This window comes from Butyrivibrio sp. VCD2006 (assembly GCF_000423925.1).
Taxonomy (GTDB): domain Bacteria; phylum Bacillota; class Clostridia; order Lachnospirales; family Lachnospiraceae; genus Butyrivibrio.
The window spans coordinates 1-17,993 of record NZ_AUIX01000008.1 but is presented as its reverse complement, the minus strand read 5'-3'; the positions used below and the strand labels follow the sequence as shown (position 1 = coordinate 17,993).

Below are 17,993 nucleotides of genomic sequence, written 5' to 3'. Positions count from 1 at the left end.
ATTTTTTTGTATATTTTATTAGTTTCCAACCATGATATGAATATACTTTATGTGCACTTTGATGGTAAATTTCATTTTCCAATCGACTACAATCATAATCTGAAAGGCATTTTTCGTATTTGATAACAAAAAATTGCAAGAATCTGCTATTTTTTATATAAATCTTTCAAAGCCCATAAAAAATGCACAAAAAAGGAAAAGCCCAATAGTAGTTAGGCTTTTCCTTATGACCCGGTAATAATACCGGAATAATTTATTTAATTAATATGAAACATTTTTATCTCACTTTAGACTTTCAAACTTAAACCTGTACAAATGCCGGTGTATCAGCAGGTGCATCAAGGAGCTTCTTAAGTTCATCATCAACCTTAAGAAGTGTTATTGAGAAGCCTTCCATATCAAGCGATGTCATGTAATTGCCAACGAGAGTCTTATGAATCTTAATACCCTTTCCATCAAGGACTTCCTTGATGTGCTTATTAGCAACAAAAAGCTCCATGAGAGGTGTGCCGCCCATACCGTTGACCATAACAGCAACTTCATCGCCCGAATTATAAATGCCTTCTGCAAAAATCTTATCAAGAAGCTTATCTGCTATCTCATTCACTGAGCTGATCTTCTCACGATTTACTCCGGGCTCTCCGTGAATACCGATACCAATCTCGATCTCATCTTCCGCAAGATCAAAACTCGGCTTGCCGGCTGCGGGTACTGTGCAGGCATCAATTGCCATACCCATGGATCTTACATTTTCAATTACCTTCTCAGCAATGCGCTTAACTTCTGCAAGATCACCACCGGCCTCAGCGCAGGCACCTGCGATCTTATGAACGAAAATTGTTCCTGCGATTCCGCGACGGCCTGTTGTCCATGTGCTATTCTCAACAGCAACGTCATCTGCAGTAATAACCTGGTCCACCTCTATGCCTTCATCTCTGGCCATATCAGCAGCCATCTCAAAGTTCATAACATCACCTGTGTAGTTTTTGATAACAAGAAGAACTCCCTTACCGCCATCTGCAGCTTTTATTGCTTCAAATACCTGATCAGGTGTAGGTGAAGTAAATACCGCACCTGCGATAGCACCGTCAAGCATTCCTTTTCCAACGTATCCGCCATGTGCAGGCTCATGTCCGCTTCCGCCTCCGGACACAAGTGCAACCTTCCCCTTGGATCCGCCTGCTCTTACGAGCACATCAAATCCGTCAAGACGCTTAACATAGCCAGGATATGCCGCTACCATACCATCAAGCATCTCATCGACAATGTTATCGATCCCATTAATAAGTTTTTTCATTGCTACCCTCCTTTTATTTTTAGAGATTTTCATCTCATTAGTGCCCCTCATCCGGCACTTCGTGCCACCTTGTCTTCGCTCCGCTTCAGTCGGCGCAGAGCAATCATCCCCCGGATGATTTGCGCCCCGGAGGGCGAAGGCAAAAATATATCTGATCTCAGCTATATCATAAATTCAATTTACCTTAGATACCTCACGGGTCTGCTCAGCGGCAGCAACAACCTGTTCTAAGTTACTGCCTATGGCTGCTGTGACAGCGGCTGCGATAGCACCCTCCACGATAGGTGCATCGGCAAGCTTTACGTTAATATCTTCATCCTCAAGTAGCTCTATTGCTGTCTCGGCACTCATTACACCGCTTCCAAGATCAGCCAGAAGAACAACTCCGTCACCGTCATTAGCCTCTCTTACTGCATCAGATATTCGAACAGCATCTGTTCCTATAGATTTATCCTCAAGTCCACCGGCACATATTATCCCTTTGTGCGAAGGCGCAACCTGATCAGTAAGATCCTTAATACCTTCTGCGATTTTCCAACTATGTGATACTAAAACAAGACCTACCATTTTAACCTCCCACAATTATCCACGCTTCATGCAATAATCAAACCGCTCTTCCACCCATACGAAGAAGGATTGTAAATTACAAAAAGTCTCTAATTGTCTCAAGAGTTATAGTTGCTGATGTGGCACCGGGATCCTGATGTCCTATACTTCTATCACCAAGATAGCTTGCTCTTCCCTTAGTTGCTGCAATCGTTTTTGTAAATTCAATGCCTTCCTCGGCTGCCTTGCATGCAGCATCAAGAGAAGATTTCAAATCTGCTCCACCCTGCGCTGCTTCGGCGAATGCTTCTCTTGCCGGTATAAGAGAATCCAGCATGGTCTTTTCACCCTTTTCAGCTTTTCCTCTTTTCTGGATGCCGGCTATTGCAGCATCAAATGCGGCAAGGAAATCATCTGTAGAGATTTCATTCTTACCGGCCAGAACCTTACCGGCCTCCATATATGCAGTTCCATAAAGAGGGCCGGATGCACCGCCAACTGTTGAAAGCAGTGTCATTCCGGTCTTTTTCAGGACTGCACCTATATCAGGATCATCCTGAGCGACCTTTTCAATAACACCCTGAAAGCCTCTGGCCATGTTAACACCATGGTCAGCATCTCCGATTTCTCTGTCAAGATCTGTGAGGAAGTCCTTGTTTTCAATGATTTTTTCACCAATACTTTTCAGACATTCATACACTCTGGTTGCCATATGCAATTTCCCTCCCTAAGTATTCTTTATGTAAACCTTATGTAGTATATTATAACAAACAGTTTTTATTTTTCCATAGAATTATTGTCGGTTTTGTATAAATAAAAACGAGAGTCTTTAAAGACTCTCGTTAAAATCTCACAATCCTCACTTTTGTTTTCTGTAGACCGGTCTTGTATTCTTTAGTTCATCGTAAATGATGCGATAATTGTCGTACCTGACCTTGGATATTTTGCCTTCTTCAAGGGCTCTCTTCACACCGCAGTCCGGCTCAGCAATATGGCTGCAGCCTCCGAACCTGCACTCTGGTTCATAGGGTTCAAACTCCGGATAATACGCCTGCAGCTCCTCTGCCGTAATATCCTTCAAGGCAAGAGAGGTAAATCCCGGTGTATCAAAAATATAGGTTTTATCATTTTCATCAGAAAGAGCAGAAATAAAAAACATCTCAGAATGTCTTGTGGTATTACGGCCTCTTTCTATTTTGCGACTCAGTTCACCTGTTTCCATCTCAGCATCGGGATGAAGTCTGTTTAAAAGTGATGACTTTCCGACCCCGCTTGGTCCTGCCACAACAGAGGTCTTTCCCTTTAGCTTCTCACAAAGCACATCAAGCCCTGCTCCCTCATGAACACTTATAAACAGTACCTCATAACCGCATTTTTCATAAGTGTCGCGAAGCTCCTGTTGTTCCTCCTCAGAAGCAATATCCTGCTTGTTAAAGCATATTACCACCGGAAGTGAATTCCTTCTCATTTGGATGAGGAACTTGTCCAGAACGTTATAATTTGGATCCGGCTTAACAATCGCAAAGAGAACAACCGCCTGGTCAACATTGGCAACCGGCGGTCTTATAAGCTCATTCCTACGGGGCAATATCCTTACAATATTGCCCGTTTCGGATTCTTCATCTATTATTTCTATTTCTACATCGTCGCCGACAAGAGGCTTAACGCCATCTTTTCTGAAAATACCCTTAGCTTTGCATTCGTAAACGCGGTCGCTTCCGATATTCACATAATAAAAGCCGGCTATTCCTTTAACAATCCTTCCTTGCATAGTCAATCCTGCTCAGTGCCCTCATCCGGCACTTCGTGCCACCTTCTCCCAAAGGGAGAAGGCAATAAATAAATTGTCCCGTAAAGGTTCTAACTCTCTTACTCCTGTGTAAATGTAACTGCTCGTGTAACTGTATGTTCCTCGGTATAGCCTTCTATTACATTGCCTGCCTCGTCCGTTGTAGCAGGACTGGTTGCAGTATAAGTAAATGTGATGACTCCTGTTGCGGAAGTAAGTCCGGTGCGAACAACTCCTGTAATAGGGAATGATGCTGTCGTTGTATCAAGAAGTGATGTACCATCCGCAGTTACAAAGGAAACATGAACAGAAACACCATCTGTATAACTGGGGCCCTCTGTAGGAGCAGCTATGTCACCTGAATAGCTATAGGATACGCTCTTGGGACCGATGGACTTCTCAATATCAATAGAAGTGCCGGGATCCACTATTGTTCCTACAGGCTTACTCTGCGCAGTTACAACATCAACACCATAGGTATCATTATTGACATCAACCACTCTGCCCTGAACAAGTCCAAGCTCTGTAAGAGTTGCAATTGCTTCGTCAATAGATAATCCTACGAGGTTCGGCACAGCTACCTGTGAGCTGCTGACCTCAGTCGTTGATGCATCAGCTGAGCTTTCGCTTTCAGCGGCCGTGGACTCTGCGACAGGAGCAGAAGACTCTGCACCCTTACCTGTACTAACAGTAATCTTAACCACTGATCCACTCTCAGCAAATGATCCACCGGCAGGTTCCTGTGAAACTACTGTATTCTTTGCGAGAGTACTATTATCATCTTCTATCTTTTCAAATTTAAAGTTCTTATCCTTCAGTGCGGTAACAGCCTCAACATAAGACTTCCCAGTAACATCAGGAATCTGTATTCCGTTTTCGGTGTTGGATTCACCTGTTATAGCCTCCGTCTGGAGTCCTCCGGGCTCATCCCCTCCAAGCACACCGATGTGCCTTCCCACAAGGACAATGACAATTATTCCGACAAGGACTGCTCCTATTATTGCAAGCGCAATGGTCAGTTTCTCGATCCTCTCGCTGTCTCCATAGGATCTTCTGTCATACATATCCTCATCATCGTCAAACTCTTCATCCCGACGCTTTGAATAATTCTGATCACGCTTTTTCTGAGATTCATACTCGCGTACAACGTCGGCATTGAGTCGCATCTGTTCAGTATCTGTCATGCTGTTGATGCTCTTAGCTTCAGCCTCGGTAGCAACTCTTGTAGCACTCTCCTCATCGGGATCAACAAGATTTACGAAATCCTCGTCAGGTGTAATCAATGATCTCTTGAGATCCGTAATGAGCTCTGCTGCGCTCTGATATCTTCTGTCAGGACTCTTTTGGCAGCACTTCATCACTATCTTCTCAACACTTATCGGAATCTCATCACTAAACTCTGCAGGTGATGGGAGCTCCTCCTGAATATGCTTGATCGCGATAGCAACAGTAGTATCTCCATTGAATGGAAGACGTCCTGTGAGCATTTCAAAAAGTGTGATACCAAGTGAATATACATCACTCTTCGCATCGGAGTATCCACCCCTTGCCTGTTCAGGTGAAGTATAATGTACAGATCCCATTACATTGGATGTGATCGTATTACTTGTTGCTGCCTTGGCAATACCAAAGTCGGTTACCTTAACCTTACCTTCCTTGGAAATAATGATGTTCTGAGGCTTAATATCACGGTGAATAATGTGATTATTATGAGCAGCCTCAAGTCCCATGGCAACCTGTATCGCTATACTGACTGCCTCTTTAACGGACAGTCTCGATTTTTTCTCTATATATCTCTTAAGGGTAATACCGTCCACAAGTTCCATTACAATATAATGGATTCCATTTTCATCGCCTACATCATAAACGTTGACAATGTTAGGATGCATCAGTCCTGCTGCTGCCTGAGCCTCTACGCGGAACTTGGAAACGAAATTATCATTTTCCGAAAATTCCTGCTTTAAAACCTTCACTGCAACAGGCCTGTTCAACTTATGATCTTTTGCCCTGTAAACATCGGACATACCGCCGGTCCCTATTTTTTCTAGGATCTCGTACCTATCTCCGATCATCATTCCTATCTTAATCATTCAGCTCCTCCGTCAGCAAAAGGCTCAATCAGGATAACAGCGATATTGTCCTTACCGCCATGCTGGTTTGCCATATCCACTAACTTCTGTGCCTTCTCAATAATATCTCGCTGTCCACTCACGATCATGCGGATTTCCTGGTCCTCGAGCATATTGGTAAGCCCGTCAGAGCACATGAGCACGATATCCCCCTTCTCGAGCTCAACGTTAAAAAAGTCCACATCAACTGTATCATCAGCACCGATAGCACGGGTGATGATATTTTTCTCCTTGTGAGTGCGCGCCTCTTCCGGATCAAGTCCGCCTGCGCGAACCATCTCCTGTACAAGTGAATGATCTCTGGTAATCTGTCTGATGTCATCGCCGATAACATACAGTCTGCTGTCCCCCACGTTTGCAACCTGCAGATATCTACCCATGACTGTAGCAGCTACTACCGTAGTCCCCATTCCATATAGCTGCTCATCCTCAGAAGCCTTCGCTCTAAGCTTCTGGTTTGCTCTTTTAATGGCATTTTCCAAAATACGCACCGGGTTCTGTTCGAAGGATTTCTCAATCTCTTCAACCATGGTATTAACCGTGAACTTGGATGCGTAATCTCCCGCATTGTGGCCACCCATACCATCAGCCACAATAAATACATTTGACAGATTTCCGATTCGTCTGTCGGAGGAAAATACATAATCCTGATTAAGTTTTCGTTTCTGACCTACGTCAGTTATGGAAAAAGTTTTTAGCAAGGATGCCTCCGATCAAATAATTAAGTAATTATTATTTAGTAATTTTTGGCATATTGATTAGCTCAATATCGTTAAAATAGAGCCTTTGCCAATTAAAAAATATACCACAAATGAGGTAATTTGACAATTATCACAGCATAGATGTTTTCATAAAAAGGGCAAAAAGAAAGCTGTTTCAGGAGAAAGATAAATATAAAGCAGAGGCCGGAGAATGCAATCTCCGGCCTGCACTATATACAATATGTGTTTTTAAATTCCTTTAAAGCTAAAGGAGAATTCAAGCTTCTTTCCTGCAGGAAGTCTGTACTCCGGGTGCGGCCTTGCGCCCCAACTGTCATCACCTGCGATTCCCATCTGCTGCATTGCTGCTCTTACTACCGTGTAATGAACCTCCGGAAGCTCAAAGTCGTGCATTGCATTCTCTACCTCATGAGGTGTGTAGGGAAGTGCACTGAATGAAATATTGTCGCCATAGAATTCCATTCCTCTACCCTTTAGATCAGTCACTCTTGCCCATCTTACATCACACTTATTTCCGCATTCCTGTGGCATAAGGTACTTTGCCATGTTGTCTGAAACCTTGTTGGAATAAATGCCGATCTTTCCACCACGCTTTCTGTCCTCATAGGTCTCTTCAGCCCCAAGTCCATACCATGTAAGATTATCATAGTCAGCATTAAGCTTAAATATCATTCCAAACTCAGGCATGTCAGGAAGTCCCTTAACACCATCATAACTCATGGTCGTTTTTATTGTACCGTCACCAAATACTTCATAGAGAACTCTGCACTCTGCTTCAGGTGTTGTAGGAAGATAATATCTATAAGCTACCTTAACACTATTCTTACCCTCAGTAACTTCCGCAAACCACATATCATTATCAGGTTTACCCTTAACAGAAGCATATAGGCTGGCTATCTTCCACTGTGCATAGCGCTGCTGCATCATGCTTCCGCAATCATTGTCATTAGGTGCTCTCCAGAAATTAGGTGCGGGTGCCTTCTCTATCATCTCTCTGCCACAATATACATATGACAGGAGACCCGGACCCATTATTCCAAAGAGGGCTGAAAACTCATCACCATGAACTCCGATGTTATTCTTTCCTCTAACTATTCTGAGCTTCTCATTGCATTTAAATGGCTTAACTACTTTCTTAAGCACTGTCTGTCCAAAGGCAACCTCATGTCCCCTGTCAGCCCATATAGTATCTTCCTTAAGCTCGAATGAAACTATAAGTACAAACTCGAGGGTTCCACTTGTAAGACCAAAGCCGGTTTCATAGTCAAGCATCTCTTCCGTAATTTCACTCGGAATAGTGAATGTTTTTGATGAAAGCGGTTTTACAGAGCACTCTATCTTCTTCTTTAATATCTCTTTGCCATTTGCAAGAAGACGAAGCACTGTATTAAATTCCGTAGTATCAGTAAACAGGTTTTTATTGATTACCTTAAACTTACTTTTTTCGAATTCAACGGAAATATTCTGATAGTTAAACTTAACCTCCTGCATCTTAGGAGAAGGAGTTCTGTCTCCATATGCAATGCCGTTACCGCTGAAATTATAATCAGTAGGTCTGTCGTAAAAATCTCCGCCATAGGCTTCAAAATATTTGCCGTAGCGATCCTTTTTAAGGATACTCTGATCTATATAATCCCAGATAAAGCCGCCCTGGTATCTTGGCTCTTCATCTGTAAGATTAGTATACAGATGCATTCCACCACAGGAATTACCCATAGCATGCGAGTACTCACAGCAGATAAAAGGCTTCTTCTTATCTTTTTTAAGGAAGTCTTTTATCGATTCCACTGAAGGATACATCTGGCTCTCCATATCAGAAGTGTCATTAAATCTTCTGTCATGGAAAAGTCCTTCATAATGAACAAGTCTGGTGCTGTCATGCTCCTTGAAGCGTTTGCTCATTTCGTAAATCACTGAGCCACCAAAGGCCTCATTACCAACAGACCATATAAGGATTGCCGGATGATTCTTATTTCTGTGGTAGCAGGAATCTATTCTGTCGAGAAGCATTTCCTTCCACTCATCTTTATCCTTGGGAACAACGAAATCCTCTGTCTCGATTCCTCTTTCAAAGGGCTCCCAGCTTCCATGGGTCTCTAAGTTATTCTCAGCGATCATGTAAAGACCATATATATCACAGAGCTCATAAATTGCACTGTCATCAGGATAATGACTTGTTCTGATGGCATTGATATTATGCCTCTTCATGGTTATTATGTCCTGAATAAGCTCTTCTCTGTCAGGTACGCGACCGTTTCTATGACTGAACTCATGCCTGTTCACGCCCTTAAATACAATGCGCTTTCCATTAAGCTGCATAAGTCCGTTTTTCATCTCAAATTTACGAAGTCCGATATGCTGTTTTATCACTTCGTAAACTACACCTCTTGTATCTGTAATTGTCAGATAAAGTTCATAGAGATTTGGTTCTTCTGCACTCCAAAGATAAACTTTTTCAAAATCGCATTTTCCTGTTGTGGTCCTTGAAGTAGAAAGCGGAATCTTTCCTTCAAGAATCTTTTCACCCTTATACAGGAGTTTTAGTTCCATCATTCCGCTGCCGGTTGTAGCTGCGCTGATTGAAAGACTAGCTGTTTTAAAATCATCAGCAAGGCCTGTCTCAATAGTAAGATCAGAAACATGAACCTTCGGTACCGCAAACAGATAAACACTTCTGAAGATACCGGAAAATCTAAAGAAATCCTGATCCTCGCACCAGCTGCTTGAAGTCCACTTAAATACTCTTACAGCCAGTTTGTTCTCTCCCTTAACAAGGGCATCCGTAAGATCAAACTCAGCAGGATCAAAGGAATCCTCACTATATCCGATGTATTTTCCATTAAGCCAAAGTGCAAAACCGCTTTCTACACCCTGAAATGAAATGCAAATCTTTTCGCCCTTGAATTCCTTAGGAAGTGTAAAGAGCTTTACATAATCCGCGACAGGATTAAATTTCTCCGGTATGTCTCCGGGTCTTAAGTCCTCTGATCCGTCCCAGGGATACTGAATATTAACATACTGAGGCTTATCATAGCCCTCCATCTGAATATGCGCGGGAACGTTTATCCTATCCCACGGCGTAGTATCATAATCCTTCGCCCAAAATCCATCCGGAGCATCATTTACATTTTTCGAATAATGAAAATGCCATACCCCATCAAGACTGAGCCGATAGCTTGTCTTACCTGTATTCATCTCAGAAAGTGACTTGTAAGCCACATGATCAGAATGCGCCGGAAGTCTGTTCTCCATAAAAATCTCAGGATTTTTAACTATCTCATATTGAAACTCTTTCATAATACAACCTCATTAGATTTCGGAATTTTTCTATTTATTCCTTTAAAAATTAAGCGCAGGAAAGTACATATTCTCTCCTGCGCCAAATACCGTTACTTAACGGAACCGGTAATACCTTCCGTGAATTGCTTCTGCAGAACGAAGAATACTATCATAGTAGGCAGTGAGCAGAACAATACGCCCATCATAAGCATGCCGTAGTCAATTGTGTAACCACCGGCAAGGTTTGCTATAAGCATAGGCATTGTCTGAGCTCTGTTATCTGTCATTACGACTCTGGGCCACAGATAAGCATTCCAGGCATTCATAAATGTAATTACCGCTGCAGCTGCATATGTTGATTTCATAACCGGCATATACATGCGGAAGAAAATCGCTAACTCTGAAAGTCCGTCTATTCTTGCTGCCTCCATGATATCCGGCGGGAAGTTTCTGGAATTCTGTCTGAACATCATGATCATAAACGGTGTTGATATTGCGGGAAGTGCAAAGCCCCAAACTGTGTTGAGGAGCTTTAGCTTACTCATCATTGTGAACAGGGGAATCATAGTAGCAACTCCCGGGATCATCATAGCCATAAGAAGGATAGCAAAAAGAATATCCTTAGCCTTATCGTGGTAAAGCTCGAAGCCATAGCCTGCAAGTGAGCAGATAAAAATACAAAGCAGTGTCTGCACAGTTGCATAAAGAAGTGAGTTACCAAATGACTTCCAAAGATTTGAACTGTTTACCAGGTTATTAAAGTTCTGTGCTGCAAAGTTACCAAACCAGATTTTACCTCTTGATACGTCAACAGACTGGTTTGTAGCTGCCGTGATCATCCAGAAAAGCGGGAACACGGAGAAAATTGATACAATTATCAAAAATATGTATGTAGGAATGAGCCTTTTTTGAATGGCACTTCTATTTTTCTTATTAGTCACGTGTATCACCTACTTTCAAGTTGATTGCTGCAAGTATAGCAACAAGCACAAGTACAAAGAATGACATTGCGGATGCATAACCGAAGTTAGCAACACCCTGTCCGAATGAGTTATTGTAAATGTAATGAGACATAGTAATTGTGGTATTTGCAGGTCCACCGTTGGTAAGGTTGACTGACTCATCAAAGAGCTGCAGTGTACCATTTATTGACATGATGAATGTCATTATAATTACAGGCTTAAGAAGCGGAACTGTCATATACCAGAAAGTCTTCCAGGCATTTGCTCCATCTATCTTGGCTGCCTCATACACTGAATATTCGATGTTTTGTAGTCCGGCGAGATAGAATACCATGTTGTATCCGGTCCATCGCCATATCAGTGCGATAATAATTACAAATCGCGCCGTGTTTGTCTGGCCAAGCCAGTTAATGTTTTCATGAATAAGACCAAGATTTGTAAGGATAATGTTTACAAGACCCTGTGTTGCAAATATTGATCTGAAGATAAGTGCATATGATACCAGCGATACTGCACAAGGAAGAAATACACAAGTACGGAAAAGACCACGGAACTTGAGATCTTTATTGTTAAGGAGCTGTGCAAGAAGAATCGCAAGTATAAGCATTATCGGTACCTGGATTATCAGATACAGGAATGTATTACCTACAGATTTCATGAACATCTTATCCTGGAACATTCTCACATAGTTGTAATTCCAGGGATCAGCCCATTTGAAGTTTTTACCTGTACCCGTCTTAAAAGAAGTAATAAGTGCCTGCACCATGGGGTAAAAACTCATTACAATGATCATCGCGGATGCAAGAACAAGGAAGAGCCAGCCGGCCGCTCTCTGTTTAGCTACAAGGCCCATTTTCTTTTTCTTTTCCATTTTTGTTCTCCTATACATTTTTCTGAAGTCCTGCTCCCCTACTGACAGGGAGTGCTTCACAAGTAATTGCTTTTCTAAAATACGGGGAACCGGAAGTCCGATTCCCCGTTCATTTAACCTTCTCTAAAAATTCATAACCCTAAAATTGAATGATTCCAGATTCACAAGGTAGTTCTGCTAAAACGCTTCGCGTTTTCCAGAACAAAGTTCAATCACGAAAATCAAAGATTTTCTATCTCACTTTTACTGTCCCATCTCGAACTTAACCTGATCCTCAGCGCCCTGAAGCTCTGCATCAAGGTCAGCACCGTTGATAACGTTTGTGATAGCTGCCTGGATGTATGTACGAGCGTTGTAGTGATAGTCACTCTGCTCTACTACAGGAACTTTAGCACCCATAGCTACGATGTCAGCATAGATTGACTGACCATTGAAGAAGTCTACGCCTTCCTGATATACATCAGACTTAGAAGCTGAAATGCATGTTCCGATAACACCACCGTTACGAAGAGCATCGTCATATGTTGCAATAGCACCATCTCCGCCACCGAATGTGTAAGCGAGGAATGACTTAGCAAGCTCAGGCTTTGAGCAGTTAGCTGTTACATAAAGTGAAGAACCACCGTTAGCTGCATAACCTTCCTTACCTGAAAGTGTAGGAATAGTTGTGATTGCCCACTTACCACTTGCTTCTGCGTTCTGCTCCATTGTAGGAATGATCCAGTTACCATTGAATACGCCTGCTACCTGGTCGCCGATGATTGATGTATCTGTGTACTCAGACCAGTCATTGCAAAGGTAGATAACACCGTCCTGTGCGCCTGTGATGATAACCTGAAGGATCTGCTTAAGCTCTTCGTTACCTACAAAGAAGGGCTGTCCATCCTTCCACTGTGAAAGGCCTTCAGCCTGCATCATCATGTAAGGAAGATCGTCTCCGTTGTGGTCCATGGAAAGAAGATATTTGCCTGTCTTCTCCTTAACTTCACGGCCGATCTCAAGCCATCTGTCCCATGTGATTCCTGTTACATCGTCGATTGTGTAGCCACACTCTTCAAGGATATCTGTACGATATGCAAAAATTGATGTTCCGTTATCTACAGGTGCGCCGTAGTGCTTGCCATCGATTGTTGAGTAAGAAATCTTCTCAGCACCAAGGTTGCTCCAGTCAATACCTGCATCTTCAAGGTCGATCCATGCATCCGGATAGTTTGTTACATAGTTCTGAATGTAGTGATCCTGGAAAAGAACGATGTCAGGAAGCTGTGAATAATCACCGGAGTTAGCAGCAAGTGTAACTGCGTTCTCAACGTCAGATGAAGCTGACTGCTCGATGATATTGAGCTTGAACTCGGGATCTACTTCCTGGAAAGCCTTCTCAGCTGCCTCAAGAGCAGGAATGTTGAAGTTCTTATCCCATGCATAAACTGAAAGCTCATGCTCTCCCTCAGAAGCTACGTCTGCAGTTGCTGCAGGAGCCTCCTCTGTTGTCTCAGCTGTTGTATCAGCTGCTTCTGTTGTCTCAGCAGGCTCTGTTGCTGTCTCAGCTGTTGTGTCTGCTGCTGTGTCAGCTGCGCCGCTGCCACCGCATCCAGCAATCATTGAAAGTGTCATTGCTGATGCAAGAATCATTGATAAAGCTTTTCTTTTCATTATTATGTCCTCCCTAATGAAAATAAAATAACGTTTTTCCTGATTTGTAAGTGATTACCTCGTCAGATGAGTTTTAGGCAATTTGACTGAAATAATCTCTTTTCGAATCAAATCTATGTATATTATACCAATGAGGCAAAAAAATAATGCACATTTTTAAGTACAAAATGTGCATTAACGACCAATTATGAACAAATTTTGAATAGAATTTGAACAAACTTAAATGATTAAGTTGCCCATTTTAAGCCTTACCAGCCCTTTAAAGCATGAATATTGTAGTCCAGGAGCTTACCCACGTAATTATCCTTGTTCTTTTTCCACTGATATGGCGATGTTCCCAAGAATTTTTTGAAATTCCTGTTAAAAGTAGACACATTGCCGAAGCCACATTCTACAGCAACAATTTCCATGGAGTGTTCTGTTTTCTTCATGGTGTCACATGCCTTCTGAACTCTCACAAGGTTAAGATAATCCATGGGAGCCATATTAATTATATCCACGAAGCTTCTTCTGAAGTGTGTCTCACTCATATTGCAAACATTTGCAAGTTCCTGAGCCCTGATATCATCTGCATAGTGCTCCTCAATATAAGTAATAGCCGGCTTTATGCTGACAATATCTCCTCCGGTCTCCATTTCCGTGAGTGTTGGAGCCTCTGCATCCATTGACTTATGCATTCTCATGAGCATAAGGACAAAGGTATTGATAAGATTCTGCGTAGTTTCTTTGTAATAGGAATTCTTATCCCGCATTTCCTCCATAATGCGCTTAATAATCTCAGCCATGTCCCGGTGCTCCGAAGCATTCATAAGGTCAGCTCGTTTATTGATAATAGCCAAGGCTTCGCGCTGCTTGGGAACATTATCGGGATAGAGTCCTGTTACTATAGCCTCAGGATCAAAGAAAAAATACTCCCAGAAATTCTCATCCTCACTAAGTGTAGTGTGCGGATAATTCGGAGGTATTGCAGAAAACATGTCCGTCTCGTAGTGGTAATCTCTTTCATCGAACACCATCTCTCCGTCGCCATATCTGCAGTATCCAACCTCAAACAGGTTGTGGAAATGAAGAGTGTTTTCACCCTCTCCATAAACCCTGATCCATTTATCGCCAAGAAGCGCAAGGCAGCTATGTCCCTGGGGTATCTCATAAAATCTGAATTCAATTGTCTGTTTCTTTTTTCGTCCCATGAGGCTATTATATATGATTTACTAAAAAAAATCTCCGATCCAAACATTCTCAGAATATATTATTCTCAAGTATGTGAATCCGCCTACTTTCGAGTTATAATTTTAAAAACGAGTTTCCAAAATCAGGAGTTTAATCTATGCACAAAATAATGCTAATTGATGACGACAAGGATGTTTTAAATATCAACAGCAGTTATCTCACCGAGGAAGGCTACGAGGTCATAATTTATTGTACCGCAGACGATGCTATAAAGGCATTAAAAAAGGAGCATCCCGACTGTATTGTCCTTGATATTATGATGCCCGGAACAGACGGTCTGTCAGCTGTTTCCATAATTAAGGATATGACAGATACCCCTATTATCCTTCTCTCCGGTCGTGATTCCGAGGATGATCGCGTGGAAGGTCTCCTTTCAGGTGCTGATGACTACATCACAAAGCCCTATAGCTTAAAAGAGTTATCAGCAAGAATCAAGCTGCAAATCTCCAAGAAAAAGATCACCAAAACGGCGAATATCATTTCATATCCGCCGCTTCAGATAAAGCTATTGACACATAAGGTCTATTACAATAACGATACCGAGATCCAGCTGTCCAACCGTGAATACGAGCTTCTTCTCATGCTTGTTTCTTCTCCCGATAAGATTATCACCTTTGAAGAAATAGGCAAAAAAATCTGGGGGATATATCAGGAAGGTGACAGACGTTCAATCATGGTTCAGGCAAGCAGGCTTAGAAAAAAGCTGTGCGAGTTTAACGGTTTGCAGAACTGCATCGAAACCAGCTACGGAAAGGGATATAAATTCATAATCCCGCACTAACACGGTCGATTATCCCATCCAATAGAAATTTTTAACAAAAACTGATTAAAACATCCGAAAGGTCAAAGCTCAAAAATATGAAAATGCAATCCAAAAAGAAACAGCAGTATGATGAACCCACGATGACTGTTGACGAACTGTCAAAGGCACTTTATGAATCAAATACCAAGCTTGCCAATAACATCCGTGAGCAAAAGGACTTTTTTTACAACATTTCCCATGATCTGAGATCTCCTATCGCAGCCATCAGAGGTGCTATAGAATATCTTGAAAGTGATAATTCGATTGACGACAAAAAGCGCACTGAAATGTATAGTCTTATTGACTCAAAATCCAAGTCTCTCGAATTCATGATCGAGGAGATTTTCCTGCTTACAAAACTTGGCACAAATGAAAAACTTCTAAAGCCGGCAGTTGTTCCCTGCGGGAACTATCTTGAGGATTACTTTTTCACAAACGAACTTGATCCAAAATACAAAGATTTAAACCTGTTTCTTGATGTTCCTATGGAATTTGAATGGGGAATATATGTAGATACAAACTACATGAACAGAGTTCTTGATAATCTATTCGAAAATGCAAGAAGACACACAGCTAAGGGAGGCTCTATCACGCTATCCGCAAAGCTTTCCGATGACAACTCTTCGGCTGTTATTGAAGTCCGGGATACCGGTGAAGGAATTGAACAAAATGATATTGCAAGAGTTTTTGATAAGTCATTTATGTCAGACGCTTCAAGGACACCCGGCAGCGAAAGCGGCGCAGGACTCGGTCTGTCAATCTGCAAAAGGATTGTCGAATTATCTAATGGCACCATATCCTGCACATCATCAACAGGAGAAGACCATGGAACGGCATTCACAATAATGTTGCCAGTATGCCAATCATAAATATACACGAAACAAATTTATTTTTATTTCTTAAAGCATATGTTAAAATTGCTTTGTCTGATTTGTTATTACACAAAAAAATATTACTCAATGAATTATTACCGGATGAATGACAATAAGACAATCTGTGATAATTGGAGTATTTTTTTATGAATAAGGACACAAAAATAAAACTGATCAAGCATATAAACGTCACCGACATGGCCGGAGATAAGGTCATGATAGATTTTGAAAATGGTAAGTATTATATGTTGAAAGGTACTGCTGTTGATATTTGGGATAACATACAAACCGAAACAACTGTCGGAGCCCTTCTCAATACCATGCTTGATCTATATGAAATCGATGAAGCTACATGTCTGTCCGGTATAGAGAAATTCCTCCAGCAATTGGAATCATCCAATTTCATTACTCTTTTTGATTAAGAGCCTTTCTTAAGTTTCAACAAGCCATTAACTTAATTTAATCTATGACTTTTTGCGGTCAAAAGCGGAAATTGCCCGCCAGAAGTCAAAGATTTTCCATAATCAGCTTAACCTGTTCTTTAGTTGTCATACCATTACGTGGTCTTGACAGCTTGTAAACTTTGACTTCCTTGGCTACTGTAATGCATTTCTGAAATAGCTCCGGTGACATACCGACCTTTTTAAATGCACCTCTTTGATATATATTATTCAAAACAAGCCCCATGGCATCTGCACCGACTATCTGTTGAAGTACCGGCTCAGAAACATCATCAGTGGGGTTTATGACTACAAACATATCGACTTTTATCTTATGGTCATAAAACCTATTCCGATCCCTTACCCCATATTTAGCAACTCCATCATCTTCCGGAAGGAGCACCATTGTACATTCCTTCTTAAGCTCCTCGCTTATCTGATCAAGGCACAGCTTCTGCTGAGGATATGCAGGATATGCATAAACATCATCATCAACTTCCAAAGCAACCGTATCATCCGCCAGGAACTTAGCACCATGCCTTATCAATTCATTGGTAAGCGTGGATTTCCCTGCTCCACTTTTTCCTGATAAGATAAGACATTTATCATTGACTACAAGTCCGCTTCCATGCAGCATCAGCTGCTGCCTCTGTACTATTACTATCGGGAGTGCCAGACAGAGAATAATCTCATTAATAAGGAGCCTGTTATATCCGTCATAGAGCTTATATTTAATACTATTACCATTTTCAATAATAAATGCTCCCTGATTCGGGTATCTGATCCAGCCCATAGCCGGCTCATAGTGGTAAAAATACCCCTCAAACTCTTTATCAGCTTCAGTCATATCATAAGCAGTATTATGTTCCTTATCCATTAAAACAGTTACATCAGACGCATCAAAAGGCTCTTTTCCTATTGCCTCTTCAAGCTCATAATCCGTAACAATTTTCAGGCCATATATTTCGTAATAATACATATCAAATATCGCTCCATCAAAAATAGACCAGTTCGAAATGAACTGGTCCGTACACACTTAATAAATTAGTAGATATCAGGCAGATCTTCACCAGAAATAGCATGAGCATGTCCGCTAGGATCAACTTCATATCCCTCTCCCTCTGTAGCTGTTGCTGTCATATCTAACTCAATAAGTGATGCATCATTCCATGTCTTTTTCATTACACAATCCTCCTTGGTGACTTTATATTACTTATTTTATAATATTCCCAAATATTTTTTGGTGCAAGGAATCTTACCAAATTGTAATATTTTTATTACCGTCATTATTATCACAGCTCTGCGCACTTGCTGCGCTGAGCTTTAGAATGTTTAAAACATTGAGTATAGGATTTACCCACTTGTTACAATAATGTAAGATTCATTGACCGGTCGCTCATT

General features: G+C 41.6%; 16 protein-coding genes. 3 read left to right on the top strand and 13 right to left on the bottom strand.

Annotated elements, in window-relative coordinates:
• Positions 1–301: 301 nt before the first annotated feature.
• From dhaK to G586_RS0104935, 11 genes are all read right to left on the bottom strand, one after another.
• A complete protein-coding gene (gene dhaK, locus G586_RS0104985) occupies positions 302–1,297 on the bottom strand; it encodes a dihydroxyacetone kinase subunit DhaK (RefSeq protein ID WP_026526847.1) in 996 nt (331 codons plus the stop codon).
• Positions 1,298–1,471: 174 nt separating this feature from the next.
• Complete coding sequence (gene dhaM, locus G586_RS0104980; protein ID WP_026526846.1) at positions 1,472–1,864, bottom strand: dihydroxyacetone kinase phosphoryl donor subunit DhaM; 393 nt, start codon at positions 1,862–1,864, stop codon at positions 1,472–1,474.
• 76 nt (positions 1,865–1,940) lie between these two features.
• On the bottom strand, positions 1,941–2,555 hold the full coding sequence (gene dhaL / locus G586_RS0104975) for a dihydroxyacetone kinase subunit DhaL (RefSeq protein ID WP_026526845.1): 615 nt from the start codon (positions 2,553–2,555) through the stop codon (positions 1,941–1,943).
• A gap of 147 nt (positions 2,556–2,702) precedes the next feature.
• Positions 2,703–3,614, bottom strand: coding sequence for a ribosome small subunit-dependent GTPase A (gene rsgA / locus G586_RS0104970; protein WP_026526844.1), 912 nt, complete (start codon positions 3,612–3,614; stop codon positions 2,703–2,705).
• A 98-nt stretch (positions 3,615–3,712) separates the two neighbouring features.
• On the bottom strand, positions 3,713–5,722 hold the full coding sequence (gene pknB, locus G586_RS0104965; protein WP_026526843.1) for a Stk1 family PASTA domain-containing Ser/Thr kinase: 2,010 nt from the start codon (positions 5,720–5,722) through the stop codon (positions 3,713–3,715).
• Positions 5,719–6,462, bottom strand: a complete 744-nt coding sequence (locus G586_RS0104960) for a Stp1/IreP family PP2C-type Ser/Thr phosphatase (RefSeq protein ID WP_026526842.1) — start codon at positions 6,460–6,462, stop codon at positions 5,719–5,721. The genes pknB and G586_RS0104960 overlap by 4 nt, the downstream gene beginning before the upstream one ends.
• A gap of 249 nt (positions 6,463–6,711) precedes the next feature.
• Positions 6,712–9,780, bottom strand: a complete 3,069-nt coding sequence (locus tag G586_RS0104955; RefSeq protein ID WP_026526841.1) for a glycoside hydrolase family 2 TIM barrel-domain containing protein — start codon at positions 9,778–9,780, stop codon at positions 6,712–6,714.
• A 92-nt stretch (positions 9,781–9,872) separates the two neighbouring features.
• The gene (locus G586_RS0104950; RefSeq protein ID WP_026526840.1) at positions 9,873–10,703 is read right to left on the bottom strand and encodes a carbohydrate ABC transporter permease; all 831 of its coding nucleotides are present in this window, start codon (positions 10,701–10,703) and stop codon (positions 9,873–9,875) included.
• Positions 10,696–11,595 carry a carbohydrate ABC transporter permease gene (locus G586_RS0104945; RefSeq protein ID WP_026526839.1) on the bottom strand — a complete coding sequence of 300 codons (900 nt, stop codon included), beginning with the start codon at positions 11,593–11,595 and terminating at the stop codon, positions 10,696–10,698. Before G586_RS0104945 ends, G586_RS0104950 begins: the two co-directional genes overlap by 8 nt.
• 243 nt (positions 11,596–11,838) lie before the next feature.
• Positions 11,839–13,248, bottom strand: coding sequence for an ABC transporter substrate-binding protein (locus G586_RS0104940; protein ID WP_026526838.1), 1,410 nt, complete (start codon positions 13,246–13,248; stop codon positions 11,839–11,841).
• Between the two features lie 248 nt (positions 13,249–13,496).
• Entirely contained in the window at positions 13,497–14,438 is a 942-nt protein-coding gene (locus tag G586_RS0104935) for an AraC family transcriptional regulator (protein WP_026526837.1), read from the bottom strand.
• A 137-nt stretch (positions 14,439–14,575) separates the two neighbouring features.
• On the opposite strand from G586_RS0104935, the gene G586_RS0104930 reads away from it, so the two are divergent.
• From G586_RS0104930 to G586_RS0104920, 3 genes are all read left to right on the top strand, one after another.
• A complete protein-coding gene (locus tag G586_RS0104930) occupies positions 14,576–15,259 on the top strand; it encodes a response regulator transcription factor (RefSeq protein ID WP_026526836.1) in 684 nt (227 codons plus the stop codon).
• 77 nt (positions 15,260–15,336) lie between these two features.
• On the top strand, positions 15,337–16,149 hold the full coding sequence (locus G586_RS0104925) for a sensor histidine kinase (RefSeq protein ID WP_081674201.1): 813 nt from the start codon (positions 15,337–15,339) through the stop codon (positions 16,147–16,149).
• A 149-nt stretch (positions 16,150–16,298) separates the two neighbouring features.
• Positions 16,299–16,574: a PqqD family peptide modification chaperone gene (locus tag G586_RS0104920; protein ID WP_026526834.1), complete on the top strand. Its 276-nt coding sequence runs from the start codon at positions 16,299–16,301 to the stop codon at positions 16,572–16,574.
• 85 nt (positions 16,575–16,659) lie between these two features.
• Here G586_RS0104920 and G586_RS0104915 read toward each other — a convergent pair whose 3' ends face one another.
• Complete coding sequence (locus G586_RS0104915) at positions 16,660–17,571, bottom strand: hypothetical protein (protein ID WP_026526833.1); 912 nt, start codon at positions 17,569–17,571, stop codon at positions 16,660–16,662.
• A 65-nt stretch (positions 17,572–17,636) separates the two neighbouring features.
• Complete coding sequence (locus G586_RS25980; RefSeq protein WP_155834024.1) at positions 17,637–17,774, bottom strand: hypothetical protein; 138 nt, start codon at positions 17,772–17,774, stop codon at positions 17,637–17,639.
• Positions 17,775–17,993 lie beyond the last annotated feature (219 nt).

Bases quoted from the DNA above. Each gene is read 5' to 3' on its own strand.
- dhaK (WP_026526847.1), bottom strand. From the start codon at position 1,297: ATGAAAAAACTTATTAATGGGATCGATAACATTGTCGATGAGATGCTT.
- dhaM (WP_026526846.1), bottom strand. From the start codon at position 1,864: ATGGTAGGTCTTGTTTTAGTATCACATAGTTGGAAAATCGCAGAAGGT.
- dhaL (WP_026526845.1), bottom strand. From the start codon at position 2,555: ATGGCAACCAGAGTGTATGAATGTCTGAAAAGTATTGGTGAAAAAATC.
- rsgA (WP_026526844.1), bottom strand. From the start codon at position 3,614: ATGCAAGGAAGGATTGTTAAAGGAATAGCCGGCTTTTATTATGTGAAT.
- pknB (WP_026526843.1), bottom strand. From the start codon at position 5,722: ATGATTAAGATAGGAATGATGATCGGAGATAGGTACGAGATCCTAGAA.
- G586_RS0104955 (WP_026526841.1), bottom strand. From the start codon at position 9,780: ATGAAAGAGTTTCAATATGAGATAGTTAAAAATCCTGAGATTTTTATG.
- G586_RS0104945 (WP_026526839.1), bottom strand. From the start codon at position 11,595: ATGGAAAAGAAAAAGAAAATGGGCCTTGTAGCTAAACAGAGAGCGGCC.
- G586_RS0104940 (WP_026526838.1), bottom strand. From the start codon at position 13,248: ATGAAAAGAAAAGCTTTATCAATGATTCTTGCATCAGCAATGACACTT.
- G586_RS0104935 (WP_026526837.1), bottom strand. From the start codon at position 14,438: ATGGGACGAAAAAAGAAACAGACAATTGAATTCAGATTTTATGAGATA.
- G586_RS0104930 (WP_026526836.1), top strand. From the start codon at position 14,576: ATGCACAAAATAATGCTAATTGATGACGACAAGGATGTTTTAAATATC.
- G586_RS0104925 (WP_081674201.1), top strand. From the start codon at position 15,337: ATGAAAATGCAATCCAAAAAGAAACAGCAGTATGATGAACCCACGATG.
- G586_RS0104920 (WP_026526834.1), top strand. From the start codon at position 16,299: ATGAATAAGGACACAAAAATAAAACTGATCAAGCATATAAACGTCACC.
- G586_RS0104915 (WP_026526833.1), bottom strand. From the start codon at position 17,571: ATGTATTATTACGAAATATATGGCCTGAAAATTGTTACGGATTATGAG.
- G586_RS25980 (WP_155834024.1), bottom strand. From the start codon at position 17,774: ATGAAAAAGACATGGAATGATGCATCACTTATTGAGTTAGATATGACA.